Origin of the sequence: Halobacillus trueperi (assembly GCF_003386945.1) — a bacterium.
In the GTDB taxonomy this organism is placed as follows: Bacteria; Bacillota; Bacilli; order Bacillales; family Halobacillaceae; genus Halobacillus; species Halobacillus aidingensis.
This window is the reverse complement of the sequence record NZ_QUAE01000004.1, coordinates 109517-129561: the sequence shown is the minus strand read 5'-3', so window position 1 is coordinate 129561 and position 20045 is coordinate 109517. Positions and strand designations below refer to the sequence as shown.

Below are 20045 nucleotides of genomic sequence, written 5' to 3'. Positions count from 1 at the left end.
GATTCTGAACATTTTTCTCTTGTTTTCCTTAAATAAAAATCCCCCTCTTCAAGAGGAGGATTCAATCAACGCCATTCTCAAATAATCCACGAACAGAACCGACTGCTCCTTCAACTTTACCTTCTCTTCGGGCAAAATGGCATGATCGAGTGCCAGCCCGTCAATGAAAGTGATGATCGAACGCGCAATAATTTGGCTCTCATAGCGATCACTGAACTCACCGGATTTCTGTCCTTTTGTGATGAGTCCATCGTAAATCTGCAGACCCATTTCATAACGTTTTTCCCCGTACGCACGTCTTCGTTCATTGTTACGTCCCGTGATAAAGAACTCAAGCTTGCTTGGTGCGAGAGGGTCCATCTCTGTATTCGGACTGCCATCTTCCCCGAACAAAAGCTGCATAAGCAGGTCCCAGTAGGATTCTACTTTTTCAAGAGAATCCTCTGTCGTTTCAGCTTCGTCCGTCAGCCCTTCTTCAAGCAAAGCTTCAAATAGGTCTTCTTTATTTGAAAAATATTGATAGAGACCGCCGCGGCTGACGCCAGCCGACTCCATGACATGCTTCATCGTCGTGTGCTCGTATCCATGCTTGATGAATACGTTCCTTGCGGCTTCCATGATGTCAGCTCGTCGTTGCTTCAGGTGTTCCTTGCTCACTCGTGGAGACATGTGCTTTCCCTCCCTCTACTTTTCGCTTCGTTACAAATCCTACGATGGATACGCAGACAAGGAGACTTGCTGTAATGGTAAACGTCGGAATGACGCCAATCATCGTCGCGATCCATCCTCCGACAAGAGGCCCAATGATGGTCGCAGTCGTCATGACACTATTGATGACCCCAAACACGCGCCCGGTCATATGAACAGGCGTGTTCACCTGGACAGTCGCCTGGAACGGAACAAAAATCAGACTTGCAGAGAAACCCGCGGTGAATCCGAGTCCCGGTCCCCAAAGGATAGAATAATTGAGGTCATAAAAGGTAAGCATCCCCATAATCCCAAAACTCGCTCCGATTCCACAAACCCCAAGGAGCATGAGCGGATAAGCTTTATAATCCGTTTTCTTCGCTAACAAAAATCCTGCTAAGAACATGCCGAGACCAGACCCCGTCACTAGATAACCGAACAAATCGGGGGACACCTGCGTCAGCTCACGAATTAAGACAATCAGCTGAGAATCGGCCGATTGAAGAATCAACAGGCTGAGCCCGACAAGAATCAAACCCGTCATCATAAAGCGGTTCGATTTAAGAAAAGAAAAGCCGAGCGCGAACTCTTTCTTGAACGACGCTTTCTCTTTTTCTTCTTCGGTCGTTTCCAGAGGAAGCGCATTTGGAACAAACAAGAGGATGACCGCAGACACGAGAAACGTGGCCGAGTCGATGATAAAAACTTGCTGGGCGCCGAAAACCGTAACAAGCAATCCACTGACGAGCGGGCCGAGTATTTTCGTCGACGAGTCAATCATCGAAGTGATCGACATCGCCCCTTTCATATCCTCCTCCGGCACCACTTCCTTCAATTTCCCGTTTTTCGCAGGAATGAAGACTGCGGAGAAGATTCCGATCGTAAGTAGGGTTGCATAAACCATCCAAAGCGATGTCGCGATCGTCAAAATCAGTATTAAAGCCGCCCTCACGACATCAGATACGATCATAAGTGTTTTGCGGCTGAAGCGGTCAGCCACCATTCCAGCAACCGCTCCAAACAAAGCCATCGGCACAGCTAAACATAAAAAGACGAAAGACACTTCAAGCGGTGACGCATCCCATTTCAACCCGACAAGCGTGATAATCGCGACAATGCTGAGCCAGTCGCCAATGCTCGAGATGGCTTGCGCGGACATCAAGGTCATATACCCTTTGTTTTTCCATAAACGTTCCATAGGTTGGGCCCCTCTCAATTAAACGACACCGATGTCGTTTTGTTAGTTGTATTATATCGACACTGGTGTCGTTTTGCAACCATTGTTTTAAAAAGAGTAAAATCGCCCATAAAAGCATGAAGGCAAAATTTTTACATCCATGCTTTTACGTCCCTATATTCACTACTACTTATCAAAGGCCATGCAGCGATCAAACTCAAAACGGACCCTCGTCCATGTCGCTGTCTGAGTCTCCCTCTCTTTCATCTTTGACTATTTGTTTATGTATTTCACTGATGAGAAACACCCCCCTAAATAAGCAACCAACAACAATACCAAAAGTGATGATTCCTCCTATCAAAGGACCAGTCATCATAATTAACCAACCTAATAACATGCAGGCAAGAATAATAAAGAACAACATGCACATCCCTCCTTACAGCTTTTCATTATTTCAAACCATGCCAATCTAAAACAAGCATTCCCTCCCATTTAAAAGATTCTTCCGAACAGCGTTTCAGCTCCCGCAACAGCTTTAATGGGTGAACCTCGGAAGAATAAAAGAAAGAGAAAAGCATAGTGTTTCTATGCTTTTCTCTTTCTTTTGATCTGACTAACCTTTTCATTTCAAATCCCTTTCGTATTCATCAAAACGACTCTCCAACCATCTGGATCTTCAATGGTTATCCCTTTTTCCTTCCAATATGGATTTTCAGATTCCACTTTCTTGTATCCCATATCATGGAGTCTTTCAGTTACATCCAGCACCTCACCCCGATTTTCTATATAAAAAACCAGCAAATTATCCTTAGAAGGTGCAGGGCAAGGACTGCCAGATTCATGCCTGGTGAACTCGAGTTGGTAGGATAGACCAGGTAATCCATAAACCACACCCTCATATCCTCTGTGTCCTGCAAAGTCTGTCATTCTCTCTAAACCAAGTCCTGCCTCATAAAATTCAGTGACTTTTTCTAATTGATCGGTAGGTCTTGCTATCCTTATTTGTGATGCCTCAAAGCTTGGAAACTTCATTCTTCTTCTCCTCCCGCTTACCGAGAGCAATTTTCCCATTGAAACCAGCCATGATTGAATGCCCTCTTTTTAACCAATAGTAATAGATTCCGAGGGAAAACCCATTAGCGGAAAGAATGAAAAATATATACAACTTTGGTCGGAGTAAGAAATGGACGATAACTTCTCGATAGGGGGCGTTTAAGCAACATTAGAGGACATTGAACACGAGTTACGAAACATTAATCTATAAGACAATAAAAAAAGTGCCCTTCCACCTGTGTGGGGAAAGGCACTTTTCGCTGCATTTAAATATTCACAGGACTCTCTTCCTGCTCCTCCGTCAGCCCAAGCGTCTCTTCTGTCGTCGCATGAATTTCGCGGATCAACTCTGGATTTTCAACTAATTTTTTCCCGTAAGAAGGAATCATCTCTTTGATTTTCGGTTCCCATTCCTTCAACTGCTCTGGGAAGCATCTTCCCATCAGTTCAAGCATGACAGAAACCGCTGTCGATGCGCCTGGTGAAGCACCAAGCAAGGCAGCGATGGAGCCATCGGCGGAACTGACGACTTCAGTTCCGAATTGAAGCGTTCCTTTGCCCCCACCCTCGGTATCCTTAATGACCTGCACGCGTTGACCTGCAGTGACGAGATCCCAGTCCTCTGCTTTGGCCGCAGGGATGAATTCACGCAGTTCTTCCAGACGTTTTTCCTTCGATTGAATGACCTGCTCGATCAGGTATTTCGTCAAGGAAGCGTTCTTCACACCTGCAGCTACCATTGTAGCCAAGTTATCTCTTTGGACGGAGGTGATCAAATCAAGCAGCGATCCGGTTTTCAAAAACTTTGGCGAGAACCCTGCAAATGGTCCGAAAAGCAAGCTTTCTTTGCCGTCAATGAAACGTGTATCCAGGTGTGGCACAGACATCGGTGGTGCACCGACTTTCGCTTTGCCATACACTTTCGCGCGGTGTTCGGCGATTACTTCCGGGTTGTTACACACCATGAACAGACCGCTGACTGGGAATCCACCGATCTGCTTCGATTCAGGAATTCCCGTTTTTTGAAGCAAGTGCAGACTTCCCCCTCCTCCGCCGATGAAGACGAAGTTGGACTTATGGTATTCCATCTTATCGTTTTGAAGGTCCCGTACTTTCACTTCCCACGATCCGTCTTCTGCACGCTTGATATCCTCAACACTGTGCTTGTAGTTGATTTCAAGGTCTTCGTTTTCCAAGTGATCGAACATCTTCCGCGTCAATGAACCGAAGTTCACGTCCGTCCCCGCATCGATCTTCGTTGCCGCGATCGGTTCTGTGATCGTTCGGTTCTTCATGATTAGCGGAATCCATTCTTCCAGTTTATCTGGATCATCAGAAAATTCCATGTCCTTGAACAACGGGTTCGCAACCATGGTATTAAAGCGCTTTCTCAGGAAATCAACATTTCTCTCTCCCTGAACGAAACTCATATGGGGTAATGGCATTATAAAGTCATTCGGGTTACTGATCCGATTGTTTTTCACGAGATAAGACCAAAATTGCTTGGAGACTTGAAACTGTTCATTTACTTTAATGGCTTTTGTCATATCAATCGTACCGTCAGGCTTTTCATTCGTGTAATTCAGCTCACAAAGGGCTGCATGGCCTGTGCCTGCATTGTTCCATACGTTCGAACTTTCTTCCCCTGCACTACCAAGCCTTTCAAACACGCGAATGTTCCAATCCGGCACCAATTCTTTAAGCAAAGATCCTAATGTCGCACTCATGATCCCTGCACCAATTAAAATCACATCTGTCTTCGAGTATTTTTTGCTCATTCCCTTTCATTCTCCCTATTATCAGTTATTTTTATCTATGTTCAGTGTATCACTATTATCGAAAAATTAAAATATTTGGAAGCCCTTCCGAATACGGATTCCGTAGGGTGTTTTTCTATCAAGGAAAGAAAAACATCGCACTATCAGCCTATTCAAAGAAGGGCCGTGGTGTTCAGCACATACGGCTTCAAGTCCATTTTCATAGGGAGCAGTGTAAGGATAGGTCCGGGCTTCCGGGCTTCCGGGCTTCCGGGCTTCCGGGCTTCCGGGCTTCCGGGCTTCCTCAGCCTGTTGGTTACTTACGTGTTATATCTAGGGTATGAGTGAATTTTTTAAAATCCGTCTTGGACAGGTCTTTTTATTTTAACCTCTAAATCAGTCGACAGAATGGTACTCCTCCCAAATGGAAAAATGAAACAAATCTTAAATGCAAACGTAAACATATAAAAGGCTACATGCATGAACTCAATCTACTATAGAGGGGAGACTTTCCTTTGACCGACCAATTCATTCCAATAGGGGTAGCGATTGCCTTAACCGCCATTGTATTATGGAAAATATTTTATAACAATTTTGATATGGTCATCAATTATGCCGAGAAAAGAAGAGAAAAAGATGACGTTTCACTTATAATCAAACGCAACGATGAACCCATCATTTCAATCAATCCACATACTGTTCTACCTTTAGCAAGTACTGTGAAAATCATCATTGCAATTGCATTTGCAAGACAAGTGAGCGATAACAAAATTGATGAAAATGCATGGATTCCTAAAGAGGAACTTTTGAAATTCTATATGGAAGGGACAGATGGCGGTGCTCACAAACAATGGGTTCGTGCCAATTCCGACAAAGACCAGTACACCTTAAAAGAAATCGCGATTGGAATGATTGCCTACAGCTCCAATGCTAACACAGAATTCCTAATGAATTACCTTGGCTTAGAAGCTATCAATCTTTTACCAACGTCTCTTCATATGGAGAGCCATACACCCATATTCCCAATTGTCTCATCCTTGTACATCCCTTCCTATATTGAAACCAAGGAGAAGGTTACGGATAAAAATGATCTTCTAAAGAGACTTGAGGGCATGTCTAGAGAGGAATATATTGACTGTTCTCTGGAAATTCATGAGCATTTAGCTGCAAACGAACAGAGAGGATACATGGACGAAGTTAAGCTGGGTGTTGAGTTCCAAAAGATATGGTCTGACCGATTACCCGCAGCATCAGCCCAAGACTATTTGACCCTCATGCAGGTCATCAATCGAAGAGGGACATTTGATGATCAGATGCAACGATGTATTGAAGAAATCCTAGGTTATGCTTTGTACATACATTCAGCAAACAGAAAGTGGATCGACCACGGTGGGATGAAAGGAGGCTCGACTTTATTTGTTTTCACGCATGCTTCCTATACAACGGATAAAGAAGGCAATCAGACAGAGGTCGTGTTCTTGGCCAACAATTTGAACGTCTTAAAATCTAGAAAACTGCAAAGGAACTTTAACTCCTTTTTGCTTCACCTGTTAACCAACAAGGAGTATAGAAAGAAAATAAGTTCTTGAGTAGTAAAACTTAGATTACGATTTAAAAAAGGGCAGGAGGAAAACCATTGGACTTGATCGCCTGGGTGATTGTCGCAAGTGAAATCGGATTTTGGGTTGTCATCATCGCAGGACTAGTGACACGTTATATTTTCAAAAAGAAAAGAGCAGGACTGTTGTTACTCGCTTTAACCCCACTCATTGATTTGATCTTACTTGTAACGACAAGTGTTCACCTATGGAACGGGGCTACAGCCACAATCACCCATGGGATTGCTGCCGTCTATATCGGTGTGTCGGTCGCCTTCGGTAAAAGCCTGATTGAATGGGCGGATGTTCGTTTCCAATATTACTTCACAAAAGAAGGACCGCGCCCAAAGAAACTTTCCGGCATCCCCCACGCTAAGCACTACTTTAAAAGCTGGCTGCAGCATGTTCTCGCCTATTCAATCGGAGCGATTTTTCTTGTAAGCCTGCTCTTTCTCATTGGTGACCCTTCACGCACAGAAGCACTCATCAATGCACTGAGGCTTTGGACGCTGGTCCTCAGTGTCGACCTTCTCATTGCAATCAGCCATTTCATCTGGCCAAAAAAATAAAAAAGTGTCTGCGCTCAGAAGAATAGAGGCAGACACTTTTTTACATGAGTAGTAACGTTAGTCCCGGAGCCAGGACCGAGACGATGACAGCACTCAACACCATCGCGATCGTACTGACAGAACCTTCAAGCGGATCCCGCTCCATCGATGTCGCCGTCCCGATCGCATGTGAGGCACTCCCCATGCCGACCCCTTTTCCAAGCGGGTGGGTGAGGCGGGAAAAGCGCATCACCACAGGGTGGATTAGCACTCCACCAATGCCGGCAATCATGACAAAAACAGCTGCGAGCGGCATGACACCGCCGCTTGATTCCGCAATTGACATCGCGACAGGCGTTGTCACTGATTTCGGAACGATCGAGTGGATGATCAACTCACTGAAACCCGCCCACTTGCTGAGCAAAAGTCCAGAGGTCACACCAATAAACGCGCCAACTGAAGTCCCTACCAAAATCGGCAGGAGCATCCTTTTCAAAAGATCACGGTACTGATAAAGCGGGAAAGCAAGCGCAACGACTGCCGGACCAAGCAAATAATCAATCCACTTGCCGCCGAGCATATACGTATCATAAGAAAGATCGAACAGCAGTAAAAGAATGATTATGGTCACGGTCGCCAAGATAATCGGGGCCGTATAGATGCGGCGAAACCTGCGATAGATGAACAATGCCCCTTGATAGATAAGAATCGTCAGGATGATTATGAACGAAGCCGGAAGAAGACTACTCATGAGCAGCTTCCCTCCTTCTCGCCATCCACTGAGCAACGAAACCTGAGATCCCCATCACTAAAGCCGTACTCAATAAGCCGATGAGAATCAAAAGCACCCCTTTCCCTTCAAAAACATACGCATAGCTTATGACTCCGACTGTTGCCGGGATGAAAAAGAACGGCAGATGTTTGATCATGAACCCCACGCCCTGTTTGAACCAGTGATCAGGGACTATCTTTAATGATAAGAGTGCGAACAGGATGACCAGGCCAATGACGCTGCCTGGGATGAAAAGGTTAAATGTATTCTGTATAAGTGTTCCGAGTAAGTAGATGATGTATAAGCCGGTGATTTGCAGAATAATAGTGACTGCTTTTGACACGTGTGATCCTTCTTTCTAGTTGTGAGATGGAAGTTTTCTTCCTTTATTATATAGGAATGTGAAGAGCATACAAAAATCCTGCTCCCTAGTTGTTAAGTGAACAGGAAATAATCTTACTGTAAGAGTGATTGTCCTGCTCATCATGTACTGAATCATCTTATCATTAAGTACAAACTTTAAATGATACATAGACACTTCTTTATATTTCTTTTTCATTCTCATGACATGAGCCTTGGATCATGCACAATATGTTAGTATTCTTCTATATTGTACCTAAACAACCAATCTTTTCTGTTAAAAGGAAGTGTGTAACATCATGAAAAAATTCATACAACTGCTGCTTGCAGCCCTACTAATTGTTCTGCTTGGAGCCTGTGCGGAGCAGACTTCAGAAGAGGCAGAAGAAGCCCCTAAAAAAGAAACTGCACCAGAACAAAAAAAGGACCCGGAGCCTCCTTATCAAGCGTTAGAACCATCTGAAGACGCCGTCCCACTCAAGGAACGCTTGTCCAAAGAAGAACTTAAGAATATGCCGGATGAGGAGCTAGCGCTCGGCGGTGATCCCAAGCGTTCCGTTCCTGTCGGTGAGACACTCAGCAAGGGGATGGAAGATAAGTCTAGCGGACCGCTAAAGGATCATAGACTTGTCGCTTATTATGGGACCCCTCAATCGGAAAACATGGGCATTCTCGGCACGATGGAGCCTGAGAAACTTATGAAACAGCTCAAAGAGCAGGCCCAGGCCTACTCGAATGCTGATCCTGAAAGGCCGGCCGTTCCAACTATCGAACTGATTACGACCATGGCCCAACGCGCTCCGGGACCTGAGGGTACATACGTGAGTAAGCTCCCGGATGAAAAAATCGAGGAGTATGTAAACCTCGCGGAGAAACACGATGCGCTCGTTCTTCTCGATATCCAGCTTGGTACCGATACGGTGATGAACCAGGTGAAAAGCATTGAGAAATGGCTCAAGCATCCGAACGTTCACCTTGCGATCGACACCGAATTTCAAGTCGATGAAGGCGAAGTACCAGGAGAAGATCTCGGCCAGGTGGATGGAAAAGAGGTTCAAAAAGCCGTTGAATACCTTTCCAAGCTGACAGAGAAAAATAACCTGCCCGATAAGTTTGTTCTTGTCCACCAGTTCACGGAACATGTGCTCACAAATAAAGAAGCCATTCAACCCACAGACCATGTTGAAGTGGCGCTTAATTTTGATGGTTGGGGTTCATCCATTGATAAAATGGCGCTGTATAAGAAATATGTACGCGACACGCCTTCACAGTATGGAGGTTTTAAAGTTTTCTATGATAAGGACCAACCGGTGATGACCCCGAAAGAAGTTGTGAAACTCGACCCAAGCCCAGCCATTGTGAATTACCAATAAAAAAGTGCCTGTTTCCGTAACGAGGAACAGTCACTTTTTCATTTTTACTCTTCATTTAATTGAATACCTTTGCTCTTCGCCAAGTCGTCTGCCACGATTGCCCCCCCTTCTACCTTCGTTCCAGGGGCGACTTTCCGCTGGACAGATGGGTTCAGCGGATAGGTCTTACCATCGAACTTCACCTGAGCGAAAAAGTCTTCGATTCCTCCACCTGCCACATACATGACCAGATCCCGATACCCATTGGTAGTTGTTTTGGATACAATAACGGGGTTTCTTACGAGGGAGAAGCGTGACAACACTTGATACTCCCCTTCATTTTCCTTGAGAATAACAGCACTGCATCCACCTGTCCCGCAGACAAATGGACCAACTAAAAAAACAAAAACCTCTTTGTCCCCATCGTTATTCAAGTCGATTCTATTATAATAATACCTGATGTTTTCTTCAGATAGTTTGAAATTATATTCCTTTTCAATCGCTGCTTCCAATTTTAGGTCTCTTTCTGTTTCTGAACAAACATAAGTGAGCGATGAAAAATCAATCCCCTTTTGATTAGAAAACGGTTCAATATCACAAAGATTCCTTCTTAAAATTAATAACTTATCTCTTGATGGATAAGGATATTCAAATGCTAAAGCACGAGTAATAGACTTGTAAGCTTCCTGTTTACGACCTGTTCTTATTTGTGCATCCGCTAAATAATACCAATACGTAGAAGAATCATATTCTTTTAAAAGTAAGCTATAATAGCGTTCTACCTTTTGAAAATAAGCGGGATAAACGTCTCCCGCCCTCTCAAACCCTTCATGTCCCAAACGGAAAACCTCTACAGTGTAAGCCAAACCGGTATCATGCTTCCACAAAGCTACCTCGTAGAGTCCATCTCTTCCTTGTTCGCCCTCCATGTCTTCCACATCAATCATACTGAAGTATTGATTGCCCTCAACTAAATCTGTGAATCCTCCATTTTCCCATTTATAAACGCTGAGGTCTGACCAAATCGATCCTACTTGCCAGCCTACAAGGATGTTGTATTCGTTTCTGTTTTTTAATGGAACCGCCCCTAAGTACCTGACCCCATACCCTTTACCTTTTTTTAGTATCAGCGACGTACCATCCATTTGGTCCTTGCTTCAGGATCATCAGATAGTTTTCACCTCGCCAATAGTAGATGCCTGCGATTTCTTGTACACCGTCCCCATCAAGGTCGGTACTTAATATGGCTGCCTTGGACTTGGGGGTTGCTAAATGAACCATGGTGGCCGTGGGAGGCAGGAAGCGTTTAAAGATACAAATGTCTTTTCTCAAGAGCCGTCACCCTTTTTTACTCAATATATGAGATTATGGGGGTTAAATGTAATGGAATTCATGACATATTTTCATTTATGATAAGGCTCATTTCGTATAATCTTGAATGCCCGATACACCTGCTCCACCAACATCAAACGCATCAACTGATGAGGGAACGTCATATTCGAAAACGACAAGCCAAAATCACTCCGTTCCAGCACCTCATTACTCAACCCAAGCGAACCTCCGATGACAAACGCCACTTTACTCTTCCCGTACGTCGCAAGTTCATCCATTTTCTTCGCAAGCTTCTCTGACGTCAGCTGCTTTCCTTCAATTTCGAGTGTGATAACATATGTATCCTGAGAGATCTTCGAAAGAATACGTTCCCCCTCTTTTTGCTTCACTTCGACCATTTGTGCTTCACTCAAGTTTTCCGGTGCTTTTTCGTCCGGAACCTCGACGACATCTACTTTCGCATAAGGACCAAGCCTTTTCACGTATTCCGCAATCCCCTGCTTCAAATACTTTTCCTTCAACTTCCCAACAGTAACAATTGTAATCTTCATGCTGTACTCCTCCGTAACAAATCATTTGTCTCTAGTGTACCACGAAGTGGATTTCCATAATTAGGTGTACCGGGTCATACATAATATGGAAATTAATCATAAGCACCCTTCTTACACATAGATATGAAAGGTGATTGAATTCCTAAAGAGGAGATGACAGCATGAGCGATTTCGAAAAGAACAACTGCTCTAAGGAAAATGATGCAAACAAGAACGAGGATGGGTTTGTAAAAGGTGTGTCCAAAGAGGCCAATGACTTCATTCATAATACGGTCGATACTTCTGGAAAGATCATTAAGTCGATTGCGGGTGAAGGCGGGCTGATTGGGAAAACAGTGGATTCTTCCGGCAATATCGTTAAGAAAGCCTCCGAGAAAGGCTCAGATGTCATTGGAAAGACCGTGGACAATTCTTCAAAAGCGTTTAAATCGATTAAAGATAAGACGTTCAACAGAAAGAAATAGATCGTACCACAAAGGAATCCGGTTTTACCGGATTGCTTTTTTATAACAAACAGACCAGGTCATCCAATAAGGTCATCCAATATATGGATGACCTGGTCTGTTAAATAAAGGCTATTCAACTCTTATAGGATGCCGATCGTATTCAACAAAATAACGAATGCTACAGAGATTACTGGAATTAGGACGGCTACGACAAAAATATCTTTATAGCTGTCTTTGTGCGTCATACCTGTAATCGCAAACAATGTCAGAACCGCTCCGTTGTGCGGAAGTGCATCGAGACCGCCTGAGGATAGGGAAGCGACACGGTGGAAAGCTTCCGGGCTGATGCCTGTATTCATGGCGATTTCATAGTATTTAGATCCTAACGCTTCAAGCGCAATCCCCATACCGCCAGATGCGGAACCGGTTGCACCTGCAAGCACGTTAACGGCAATTGCTTCTGAGATCAATGGATTTCCTTTGATACCCATCAGCAATTGTGTCAGGTTGGCGAAGCCGGGCACTTCACGTACGACTGTACCGAATCCGACCGCGGCACTCGTGTTGATGATCGCGATAACTGAACCGGCAGCTCCACTGTTCATGGATGGGATGAACTTTTTGAACATCGTGACGTTCAGAAGCATAATGAGTACAATTCCTGAAATCAAGGCAGTGACAACGTCCCAGTTTAATAGATTCAATGTAAGAAGAACCGTTAATAATGGCAGAAGGGACAAGAAAAAGTTCGGCGTTGTATCCGGTTGTTCGATTTCTTTCTTTTCTTTCGGTTCGGTGAAGACCTCTCCTTGAGCGACGAGTTTCTTCTCACGCCATCTCAGGTAAAAGTAGCCTCCGCCACCCATGATGATGGCTGCAATGACCCCCATTACAGGTGCTGCCATGGCGTCCGTCTGGAAGTATTCCATCGGGATCAGGTTCTGGATTTGCGGTGAACCTGGAAGGGCCGTCATCGTAAACGTAAAGGCACCTAATGCGACCGTTGCAGGAATCAGCTTTCGGCTGATGTTTGCTTCACGGAACAGGGATAGGGCCAATGGATAAACAGCAAAAACGACGACGAACAGGCTGACTCCACCGTACGTCAGAACGGCGGCGGATACGAGCACCCCTAATATCGCGCGCTGTGTGCCAATCAATTTTGTGAAGGCGACCGCAACAGAACGGGCCATCCCTGTGTTTTCCATCAATTTTCCGAAAATGGCTCCGAGCATGAAGACAGGGAACCAGTCTTTCGCGAAGGCGACGAATCCGCCCATGTATGTATCTTTATAAGCTTCGAGTAGATCGAGACCGCCGGTGAGGGCGACGACACCAGCTGCGATGGGCGCCACCCAGATGATGGACCAGCCCAAGTAGGCGAGGGCCATCAATACGACAAGTCCGAGAAAAATTCCGAACATGGTTTTTCCTCCTTAGGTTTATTGAGTCTCGACGACCATGGCGATGCCTTGACCGCCGCCGATGCAAAGTGATGCGACACCGTAACGTCCATCTCTGCGTTTTAGTTCCTTGACCATCGTGTACAGGACACGTGTGCCACTTACTCCGATCGGATGACCGAGAGCGATGGCTCCACCATTGACATTCACTTTGTCACGATCGAGGCCGAGTTCTTTTTCAACGGCAAGATATTGAGAGGCGAACGCTTCGTTCACTTCGATGAGGTCCATATCATCAAGCGAGAGCTCTGCTTTTTCCAATGCCTGACGAATCGCTGGGGCAGGACCGATGCCCATATACTCAGGCTCAACGCCGGCAACAGACCAAGAAAGGATTTTGGCGATCGGCTGTACATTGTGATCGCTCACATAATTTTCGCTTGCTAAAACGACAGCACCTGCACCGTCATTGATTCCACTTGCATTCCCGCCTGTCACCGTGCCGTCCTTTTTGAAGGCAGGCTTCAGCTTGGACAAAGATTCAGGGTTGGTACCTTCGCGGATGTGCTCATCCTGGTCGACCACTTTTGTGCCTTTGCGTGTCTTAATTTCGACAGGGACAATTTCATCGGCGAATTTTCCAGATGAACGGGCTTCCGCTGCAAGCTTGTGGCTGCGTGTAGCATACTCATCCTGCTGTTCTCTTGTGATTTCATATTTCTCCGCAAGATTTTCACCAGTGACACCCATGCCAGCTCCGATATACTCATCCGTCAGAGCAGCCCAGAGCATGTCATCGACTTTCGGTGTACCGAGTTTTGTGCCAAAACGGCTCCCACGCATCGCGTGAGGTGCAAGACTCATGCTTTCCACACCACCGGCCAACGCTGTTTCCCCCTCGCCAAGCTGGATGGACTGGGCAGCCGATATGACGGATTGCATCCCTGATCCACACAAACGGTTGACCGCAAGAGCCGGACTTGTGTGCGGGACCCCTGTTTTCAATGAAATGTGGCGTGCTAGGTAAGGCGCGTTTTGGGAAGAATGGATGACATTTCCCATGATGGTGAGATCGATATGTTCTGCAGAAATGCTGCTTCGTTTCAATGCTTCTTTACTTGCCGTCACACCTAAATCGGTCGGATCGACGTCTTTCAAGGCGCCGCCGAACGTGCCGAACGGAGTGCGTGCCCCTTCTACGATATAGACTGGCTTCATTTAAAAATCCCCTTTCGTTTATTGAGTCGTATAACCGCCATCAATGACGACCGCTTGACCTGTGACCCCTTTGGCCTTGTTGCTTGCAAGGAACAGCGTATAATCTGCAATTTCCTGAACGGACAAAAGACGTTTTTGTGGAACAAGTGGGTAGATGACTTCTTCCAGCGCTTTTTCTAAAGAAACGCCACGGTTTTCAGCCAGATCCTCAAGCTGATTCCTTACGAGTGGCGTGTCGACGTAACCTGGGCAGACCGCATTGACGGTGATTCCGTCTTCCGCACCTTCAAGAGCCGTCACTTTCGTAAGCCCGATAACTCCATGTTTCGCGCTGTTATAGGCAGATTTACCGGCGAACCCAATCAGGCCGTTGATAGACGCCATGTTGATGATGCGGCCGAAACCTTGTTTTTTCATGATCGGGAAAGCATGTTTCGTCGCCATGAACGGGGCGACCAGCATGATTTTCGTAATCAGTTCGAATTTCTCTGTCGGGAAATCTTCGATCGATGCGACGTGCTGCAAACCAGCATTGTTGACGAGCACATCGAGACGGCCGAATTTTTCTACCGTTTCGTCGATCGCGCTCTGAATCTGTTCTTCTTTCGTGACATCACAGACGAGTCCAATCGCCTGCAGACCTTCTTGATTCAGACGATCCGCCGCTTCTTTCACTTTTTCTTCGTTGATATCACTGAGCGCTACTTTTGCGCCGTTACGGGCGAATTCGGTTCCGATTTCGTAGCCGATCCCACTCGCTGCACCTGTAATGAATACCACTTTATTTTCAACCATGGATGTTCCTCCTTATTTGCTGGATGGCATTTTTAAAAGTTCGTCACTGATGATCAGTTCTGCTTCTGTCTGTGCTTTGATTTCGTCCACAGTCCATCCTTCTGCGATTTCGACTAGCTTCAGACCTTCTTCCGTCACGTCCATAACCGCACGGTCCGTGATGATGCGGTCGACAACGCCTTTTCCTGTCAGCGGCAGTTTACATTCCTTCAAAATCTTCGGATCGCCATGTTTGTTGACGTGATCCATGATAATGACGACCTTTTTCGAGCCGTGTACGATGTCCATCGCACCACCCATGCCTTTGATCATTTTTCCTGGAATCATCCAGTTGGCAAGATCGCCGTTTTCTGCCACTTCCATGCCGCCTAAAATCGCTAAATCGAGGTGCTCACCGCGGATCATGGCAAACGATTCCGCACTGTCGCAGTAAGCGGCACCGACTGACGCCGTTACCGTTTCTTTTCCGGCGTTGATCAAATCCGGATCGACTTCATGCTCATAAGGCGAGCGGCCGATGCCCAAGAGGCCGTTTTCTGACTGAAGCACGACTTCTTTATCCGGCTGGATGTAATTCGCCACCATCGTCGGCATACCGATTCCGAGGTTCACATAGTAACCGCTTTCAATTTCCTGTTCAGCTCGTCGGGCAATCATTTCGCGGATTGCCGCTTTGTCTTTTTGTACTGCCATTGTTCATCTACCTCCTATTTATGCTTCTGCTTTTACCGTGTAACGTTCAATGCGCTTCTCCTGCTGCCCTTCAATAAGCCCTTGCACGTAAATACCCGGCGTATGGATCGCGTCTGCTTCAAGTTCACCTGGCTCTACGAGTTCTTCAACTTCCGCTATTGTGACTGCACCAGCTGCTGCCATCATCGGGTTGAAGTTGCGGGCTGTTTTGTTGTAGACGAGATTTCCGTGACGGTCGCCTCTAAATGCTCGGACAAGACTGAAGTCTGCGGTCAACCCTTCTTGTAAAAGGTATTCCTTACCATTGAAAGTGCGTACCTCTTTGCCTTCCGCGATCGGCGTACCGACTCCTGCTGGTGTGTAAAAGGCCGGGATACCAGCTCCACCTGCACGGATTTTCTCCGCTAACGTTCCTTGAGGCGTAAGTTCGACTTCAAGCTCACCCGCGAGTACCTGGCGTTCAAATTCCTTGTTTTCCCCAACGTACGAGCCAATCATTTTATCGATCTGTTTATTTTTCAAAAGTAGTCCAAGACCCCAATCGTCGACCCCGCAGTTATTAGAGATGACGGTCAAATGCTTCACGTTCGATTCGACGAGGGCGAGAATCAAGTTCTCCGGAATTCCGACAAGCCCGAATCCTCCTACCATAATTGTTGAATGATCCTTTATATCTTTCACAGCTTCATGAAATGATGAATAAATTTGTTTCATGAGTCTTCACACTCCCTTCATCCTTTTACATGCAAGTTTCATGCCAACTTCACGGTATTGCTGCATCAAGGATTTTGAATCTTTTGTGAAATCTCTTTTACGGATTTCTGGAATTTGGCGTAGGCAGTTAATGAAAACCCTTACATTGACGTATAAAAAGAACCATTCCAGAATTCCGGAATAGATTCCTGGATTTCGGAATGGTTAGAGGTTGTATCTTTTTACTTTGTCATAAAGAGAGGATTTTCCGATGCCGAGCCGCTTTGCAGCCAAACTTTTATCACCATCCGCCTCTTTCAACACTTTTTGGATGGCTTGTTTTTCGGTCTGCTCGACGATTTGTTTCAGCGTTTCCGCCTCCGGAACAGGGGCGGATTCCTTTTGAAGATGTGCAGGAAGGTCCTCATATTGAACCGTTTCCCCGTCGGTCATATGCACCGCTGACTCAATAACGTTTTCAAGCTCACGGACATTGCCCGGCCAGTGGTATTTGTAAAAGACGTCCTCGACCGCTTTCGAAAACTCCTCCACACGTTTACCCGTACGGTCGGACACCTTTTGCAATAAATATTTGGAAAGGATTTTGATATCCCCGCGTCTTGTCCGGAGAGGAGGAATATCAATCTGGACGACATTGATTCGGTAAAAGAGGTCCTCACGGAAACGTTGGTCCTGAATCATTTCCTCCAACGACTGGTTGGTCGCGGCGATAATTCGTACATCCACTTCTTGCGGGTGAACCGCTCCGACCGCTTCGATTTCCCCTTCCTGGAGAGCGCGCAAGATTTTCACCTGCGCTCTTAGAGGCATGTCTCCGATTTCATCAAGAAAAAGCGTACCGCCATGGGCGAGCTGGAATTTCCCAGGCTTTCCACCTTTTTTCGCACCCGTAAACGCCCCATCCTGATAGCCAAACAGCTCGGCTTCGATGAGATCCTCAGGGATGGCTGCACAGTTCACCTTCACAAAAGGCTTTGTGCTCCGCTCACTGAGGTGATGAATGCTGTGGGCAAACAGCTCTTTCCCTGTGCCGCTCTCGCCGCGCAAAAGAACAGAAACATCGCTATGCGCCGTTTTGCGTATTTTTTCCTTTAACTGAAGAACGTCCGGGGAGCTCGTAATGATGTCATGCAGGGAGTACTTTGCCCCGTTTTGCTGCTGCATTTGATTACGGTAGGTTTCAAGCTCAAGAAGCAGGTCCTTGATATGGGTGTTCATAATTTTCCATTCATCCGTGTCACGGAAAAGAACCATTCCCAGCGCACCAATCACCTCACCGTTTTCCCAGAGTGGGATACGATGGGCAATCATATAATCGCCTCGGATTTGCTGGAGATCGGCCATTTCCTCTTCTCCCGTGTCCGCAACGATATGCATGCGTGTATTTTCAATAACGTCTGTCACATGTTTTCCTTTCACCATCGTTTGATCCACATCAATGAAGCGACAATAACTTTCATTCATGTAAGAAATACAGCCCTCCCGATCGACAACAACAATACAATGTTCCACATTTCCAAACAACGTCTCAAGTACTTGATTCCGGTAATCCTCAAGCATGGAAAGCATCCCATACCCTCCTCTTTCTTCCTATTTAACATGATAACGTTTACATACTCATTTATTAAAAGTCTATCAGAAGACCCCCACACATACTAGATACAACCTAAAAAATACCGCACCAGGTCATCCAGAATATGGATGACCTGGTGCGGTAAATATTGTAAGTCTGTTATTCTTCTTTCATATCAATGCCCTGATAAGACTCTAGCATATGGATGCGTTCCATCATTGTCGGATGTCCGTAGCGTAAATATTTGACGAGCGCAGGCGGGTGGACGTCGCTCAACCCGTTCACCGTAAGCTCCTGGAACGATCCAATCGCCCCATCCGGATCCTGGGTCATTTCAATCGCGTACTGGTCGGCATCTGTTTCGGCATTCCTTGAAATGGCAAGCTCCACTGGACTTGATAAAAACGAAAGCATCGTCAGGATGAGGAAAAACATCGGCAGACTGGCGATATCCGATACTTTTGTGAAGCCAAGCCGTTCTCCCCATCTAAGCGTTGCATACCGCAATAAATGATAGGTGAAGAAAAGTCCAAAGAACGTCGCGACAATAACACCAGCTAAATTCCAATACAAGTGATTCATGACGTAATGACCGATTTCATGCGCCATGATAAACAGCACTTCATTTTCCTGAAGGCGGTTCAGTGTCGTATCCCACAACACGATGCGCAAATTCGAACCTATGCCGTTCACATAGGCATTCATGCTGTTCGTCTTTTCGGACATATTCACTTCATACACCCGCTCAGCAGGAACGTCTGCTTCATCCGCAAGCGCGAGAATTTTTTCTTCCAGCTGCTTGTCTTGAAGCTCAGTGAAGTCGTTGTAAAGCGGATCGATGACGACCGGCTGTAAGTACATCATGAAAAATAAAAATGGGATCATGAGCACCCAGGCAATCAGCCACCAGCGTTTTTCGAACTTTTTCATAAGGAAGTATAGGACGGTGATGAGAAGCGCCATGATGATGAACCCGATCCAAAATCCGACCAGCTCATCACGCATCCAGCTGGAAAAGCTTTGTGTGGAAATGCCATATTCTACAGACAGCCATCGTCTCGCATAATCCAACGGAAATAAAAGAATCGTCGTCAACGTTTGCAGCAGTAAAACGAAGATTGGAATTTGAATGATGCGGAAACGGGAAATCTGCTTGCCGAAATTTTTAAAAACAACCGAGGCACCAAAGATCATCACACCAAGGTAAATGATCCATTCAAGCGGCTCCCCAAGAAAAGATAAGAAGTTCTTATACCTCGAATACTCCTGACTCAGCTCGAGCTCTTTTTCCGTCATGAATGTCGTCGGGTCTGCGGCTGTTCCTTCATAGGCTGGTGGAACACCGACATCTGTCCATTGGAAGAAATAAAGGCCCAGCAAAAGACCATAAATGGCATACAACACGAGCGTCCAAGTGACGAATTTCCTCTTCACTTCCCCACCTCCGAATAAATAGGACTCGTACCATTGTACGAGCATCTGTAAGCGCCTAGAACTCTCTTATCCCTTCACGACGAGATGCGATGTTTCACATGGAACATTTGTTAACGCTTTTCCTAGAAAAGGCGGTCGTACTTCGACTTTATCTAAATCATTCATTGGCATCCATTGATAGATCAGCCGCTCTCCTTCCAGTCCATGAAAAGGTCCTTCTCTGAACCTCGGTTTTTCAGTGTTTAGTAAATAGTAGAAAGCCACCTCATGCATGGCATCCCCACGGTGTTCAAAAAACGTCTCCGCCATCCATACGGTCCGTTCCACCTCAACAGCATATCCAAGCTCTTCTTCCATCTCTCTTACAATTGTATCTTGAGACGCTTCCCCAAGCTCAACGCCCCCGCCCGGCAGTGCCCAATAAGAATCATTCACCTGTTTATGTAAAAGTACATGATCGTTTTCTATCAATATACCTGCCGCTCTATAGTTGAATCGATGCCTATCTACCTTAAACCGAACATCCTTCGCCATCTAATCCCCTCCTTGAAAATCTCATACCCTATAAACTACTACACCCCA

Annotated in this window: 21 protein-coding genes; 4 read left to right on the top strand and 17 right to left on the bottom strand. The window is 45.9% G+C overall.

The window, feature by feature from the left end:
• Nucleotides 1-48: 48 nt before the first annotated feature.
• The 5 genes from DYE48_RS07185 to DYE48_RS07165 form a co-directional block, all read right to left on the bottom strand.
• Nucleotides 49-669, bottom strand: coding sequence for a TetR/AcrR family transcriptional regulator (locus tag DYE48_RS07185; RefSeq protein WP_115823163.1), 621 nt, complete (start codon nt 667-669; stop codon nt 49-51).
• Nucleotides 623-1885, bottom strand: coding sequence for an MFS transporter (locus tag DYE48_RS07180; protein ID WP_115823038.1), 1263 nt, complete (start codon nt 1883-1885; stop codon nt 623-625). The genes DYE48_RS07185 and DYE48_RS07180 overlap by 47 nt, the downstream gene beginning before the upstream one ends.
• A 196-nt stretch (nt 1886-2081) precedes the next feature.
• A complete protein-coding gene (locus tag DYE48_RS07175; RefSeq protein WP_244199390.1) occupies nt 2082-2288 on the bottom strand; it encodes a hypothetical protein in 207 nt (68 codons plus the stop codon).
• Nucleotides 2289-2491: 203 nt separating this feature from the next.
• The gene (locus DYE48_RS07170) at nt 2492-2896 is read right to left on the bottom strand and encodes a VOC family protein (RefSeq protein WP_115823036.1); all 405 of its coding nucleotides are present in this window, start codon (nt 2894-2896) and stop codon (nt 2492-2494) included.
• Nucleotides 2897-3183: 287 nt separating this feature from the next.
• On the bottom strand, nt 3184-4695 hold the full coding sequence (locus DYE48_RS07165) for a malate:quinone oxidoreductase (protein WP_115823035.1): 1512 nt from the start codon (nt 4693-4695) through the stop codon (nt 3184-3186).
• 494 nt (nt 4696-5189) lie between these two features.
• On the opposite strand from DYE48_RS07165, the gene DYE48_RS07160 reads away from it, so the two are divergent.
• Both DYE48_RS07160 and DYE48_RS07155 read left to right on the top strand, forming a co-directional pair.
• Complete coding sequence (locus DYE48_RS07160; RefSeq protein ID WP_115823034.1) at nt 5190-6263, top strand: serine hydrolase; 1074 nt, start codon at nt 5190-5192, stop codon at nt 6261-6263.
• 47 nt (nt 6264-6310) lie between these two features.
• The gene (locus DYE48_RS07155; protein ID WP_115823033.1) at nt 6311-6841 is read left to right on the top strand and encodes a hypothetical protein; all 531 of its coding nucleotides are present in this window, start codon (nt 6311-6313) and stop codon (nt 6839-6841) included.
• A 40-nt stretch (nt 6842-6881) separates the two neighbouring features.
• Here DYE48_RS07155 and DYE48_RS07150 read toward each other — a convergent pair whose 3' ends face one another.
• Nucleotides 6882-7571, bottom strand: coding sequence for an LrgB family protein (locus DYE48_RS07150; RefSeq protein WP_115823032.1), 690 nt, complete (start codon nt 7569-7571; stop codon nt 6882-6884).
• A complete protein-coding gene (locus tag DYE48_RS07145; RefSeq protein ID WP_115823031.1) occupies nt 7564-7935 on the bottom strand; it encodes a CidA/LrgA family protein in 372 nt (123 codons plus the stop codon). Before DYE48_RS07145 ends, DYE48_RS07150 begins: the two co-directional genes overlap by 8 nt.
• 316 nt (nt 7936-8251) lie before the next feature.
• On the opposite strand from DYE48_RS07145, the gene DYE48_RS07140 reads away from it, so the two are divergent.
• A complete protein-coding gene (locus tag DYE48_RS07140; RefSeq protein WP_115823030.1) occupies nt 8252-9325 on the top strand; it encodes a hypothetical protein in 1074 nt (357 codons plus the stop codon).
• Nucleotides 9326-9369: 44 nt separating this feature from the next.
• On the opposite strand, the gene DYE48_RS07135 is transcribed toward DYE48_RS07140, so the two are convergent.
• Together DYE48_RS07135 and rlmH are read right to left on the bottom strand one after the other, a co-directional pair.
• On the bottom strand, nt 9370-10449 hold the full coding sequence (locus DYE48_RS07135) for a hypothetical protein (protein ID WP_115823029.1): 1080 nt from the start codon (nt 10447-10449) through the stop codon (nt 9370-9372).
• 258 nt (nt 10450-10707) lie between these two features.
• The gene (gene rlmH, locus DYE48_RS07130) at nt 10708-11187 is read right to left on the bottom strand and encodes a 23S rRNA (pseudouridine(1915)-N(3))-methyltransferase RlmH (protein WP_115823028.1); all 480 of its coding nucleotides are present in this window, start codon (nt 11185-11187) and stop codon (nt 10708-10710) included.
• A 161-nt stretch (nt 11188-11348) separates the two neighbouring features.
• Between rlmH and DYE48_RS07125 the strand changes: the two genes are divergently transcribed.
• On the top strand, nt 11349-11651 hold the full coding sequence (locus DYE48_RS07125) for a hypothetical protein (RefSeq protein WP_115823027.1): 303 nt from the start codon (nt 11349-11351) through the stop codon (nt 11649-11651).
• A gap of 122 nt (nt 11652-11773) precedes the next feature.
• On the opposite strand, the gene DYE48_RS07120 is transcribed toward DYE48_RS07125, so the two are convergent.
• From DYE48_RS07120 to DYE48_RS07085, 8 genes are all read right to left on the bottom strand, one after another.
• Entirely contained in the window at nt 11774-13057 is a 1284-nt protein-coding gene (locus DYE48_RS07120; RefSeq protein WP_115823026.1) for a GntP family permease, read from the bottom strand.
• An 18-nt stretch (nt 13058-13075) separates the two neighbouring features.
• Nucleotides 13076-14254 (bottom strand): thiolase family protein, encoded by a 1179-nt coding sequence (locus tag DYE48_RS07115; RefSeq protein WP_115823025.1) that lies wholly within the window; start codon nt 14252-14254, stop codon nt 13076-13078.
• A gap of 18 nt (nt 14255-14272) precedes the next feature.
• Nucleotides 14273-15049, bottom strand: a complete 777-nt coding sequence (locus DYE48_RS07110; RefSeq protein WP_115823024.1) for a 3-hydroxybutyrate dehydrogenase — start codon at nt 15047-15049, stop codon at nt 14273-14275.
• A gap of 12 nt (nt 15050-15061) precedes the next feature.
• Nucleotides 15062-15742 carry a 3-oxoacid CoA-transferase subunit B gene (locus DYE48_RS07105; protein ID WP_115823023.1) on the bottom strand — a complete coding sequence of 227 codons (681 nt, stop codon included), beginning with the start codon at nt 15740-15742 and terminating at the stop codon, nt 15062-15064.
• A gap of 18 nt (nt 15743-15760) precedes the next feature.
• On the bottom strand, nt 15761-16456 hold the full coding sequence (locus tag DYE48_RS07100; protein ID WP_115823022.1) for a CoA transferase subunit A: 696 nt from the start codon (nt 16454-16456) through the stop codon (nt 15761-15763).
• 204 nt (nt 16457-16660) lie between these two features.
• Nucleotides 16661-18025 (bottom strand): sigma-54 interaction domain-containing protein, encoded by a 1365-nt coding sequence (locus tag DYE48_RS07095; protein WP_208639639.1) that lies wholly within the window; start codon nt 18023-18025, stop codon nt 16661-16663.
• Between the two features lie 163 nt (nt 18026-18188).
• Nucleotides 18189-19463, bottom strand: coding sequence for a M48 family metallopeptidase (locus DYE48_RS07090; RefSeq protein WP_244199389.1), 1275 nt, complete (start codon nt 19461-19463; stop codon nt 18189-18191).
• Between the two features lie 66 nt (nt 19464-19529).
• On the bottom strand, nt 19530-19997 hold the full coding sequence (locus DYE48_RS07085; protein WP_115823020.1) for an NUDIX hydrolase: 468 nt from the start codon (nt 19995-19997) through the stop codon (nt 19530-19532).
• Nucleotides 19998-20045: the final 48 nt, after the last annotated feature.

What these genes read in the sequence shown, in the direction of transcription:
- DYE48_RS07185 (WP_115823163.1), bottom strand. Translation starts at nt 669, where the DNA reads ATGTCTCCACGAGTGAGCAAGGAACACCTGAAGCAACGACGAGCTGAC.
- DYE48_RS07180 (WP_115823038.1), bottom strand. Translation starts at nt 1,885, where the DNA reads ATGGAACGTTTATGGAAAAACAAAGGGTATATGACCTTGATGTCCGCG.
- DYE48_RS07175 (WP_244199390.1), bottom strand. Translation starts at nt 2,288, where the DNA reads ATGTTGTTCTTTATTATTCTTGCCTGCATGTTATTAGGTTGGTTAATT.
- DYE48_RS07170 (WP_115823036.1), bottom strand. Translation starts at nt 2,896, where the DNA reads ATGAAGTTTCCAAGCTTTGAGGCATCACAAATAAGGATAGCAAGACCT.
- DYE48_RS07165 (WP_115823035.1), bottom strand. Translation starts at nt 4,695, where the DNA reads ATGAGCAAAAAATACTCGAAGACAGATGTGATTTTAATTGGTGCAGGG.
- DYE48_RS07150 (WP_115823032.1), bottom strand. Translation starts at nt 7,571, where the DNA reads ATGAGTAGTCTTCTTCCGGCTTCGTTCATAATCATCCTGACGATTCTT.
- DYE48_RS07140 (WP_115823030.1), top strand. Translation starts at nt 8,252, where the DNA reads ATGAAAAAATTCATACAACTGCTGCTTGCAGCCCTACTAATTGTTCTG.
- DYE48_RS07135 (WP_115823029.1), bottom strand. Translation starts at nt 10,449, where the DNA reads ATGGATGGTACGTCGCTGATACTAAAAAAAGGTAAAGGGTATGGGGTC.
- rlmH (WP_115823028.1), bottom strand. Translation starts at nt 11,187, where the DNA reads ATGAAGATTACAATTGTTACTGTTGGGAAGTTGAAGGAAAAGTATTTG.
- DYE48_RS07125 (WP_115823027.1), top strand. Translation starts at nt 11,349, where the DNA reads ATGAGCGATTTCGAAAAGAACAACTGCTCTAAGGAAAATGATGCAAAC.
- DYE48_RS07120 (WP_115823026.1), bottom strand. Translation starts at nt 13,057, where the DNA reads ATGTTCGGAATTTTTCTCGGACTTGTCGTATTGATGGCCCTCGCCTAC.
- DYE48_RS07115 (WP_115823025.1), bottom strand. Translation starts at nt 14,254, where the DNA reads ATGAAGCCAGTCTATATCGTAGAAGGGGCACGCACTCCGTTCGGCACG.
- DYE48_RS07110 (WP_115823024.1), bottom strand. Translation starts at nt 15,049, where the DNA reads ATGGTTGAAAATAAAGTGGTATTCATTACAGGTGCAGCGAGTGGGATC.
- DYE48_RS07105 (WP_115823023.1), bottom strand. Translation starts at nt 15,742, where the DNA reads ATGGCAGTACAAAAAGACAAAGCGGCAATCCGCGAAATGATTGCCCGA.
- DYE48_RS07100 (WP_115823022.1), bottom strand. Translation starts at nt 16,456, where the DNA reads ATGAAACAAATTTATTCATCATTTCATGAAGCTGTGAAAGATATAAAG.
- DYE48_RS07095 (WP_208639639.1), bottom strand. Translation starts at nt 18,025, where the DNA reads ATGCTTTCCATGCTTGAGGATTACCGGAATCAAGTACTTGAGACGTTG.
- DYE48_RS07085 (WP_115823020.1), bottom strand. Translation starts at nt 19,997, where the DNA reads ATGGCGAAGGATGTTCGGTTTAAGGTAGATAGGCATCGATTCAACTAT.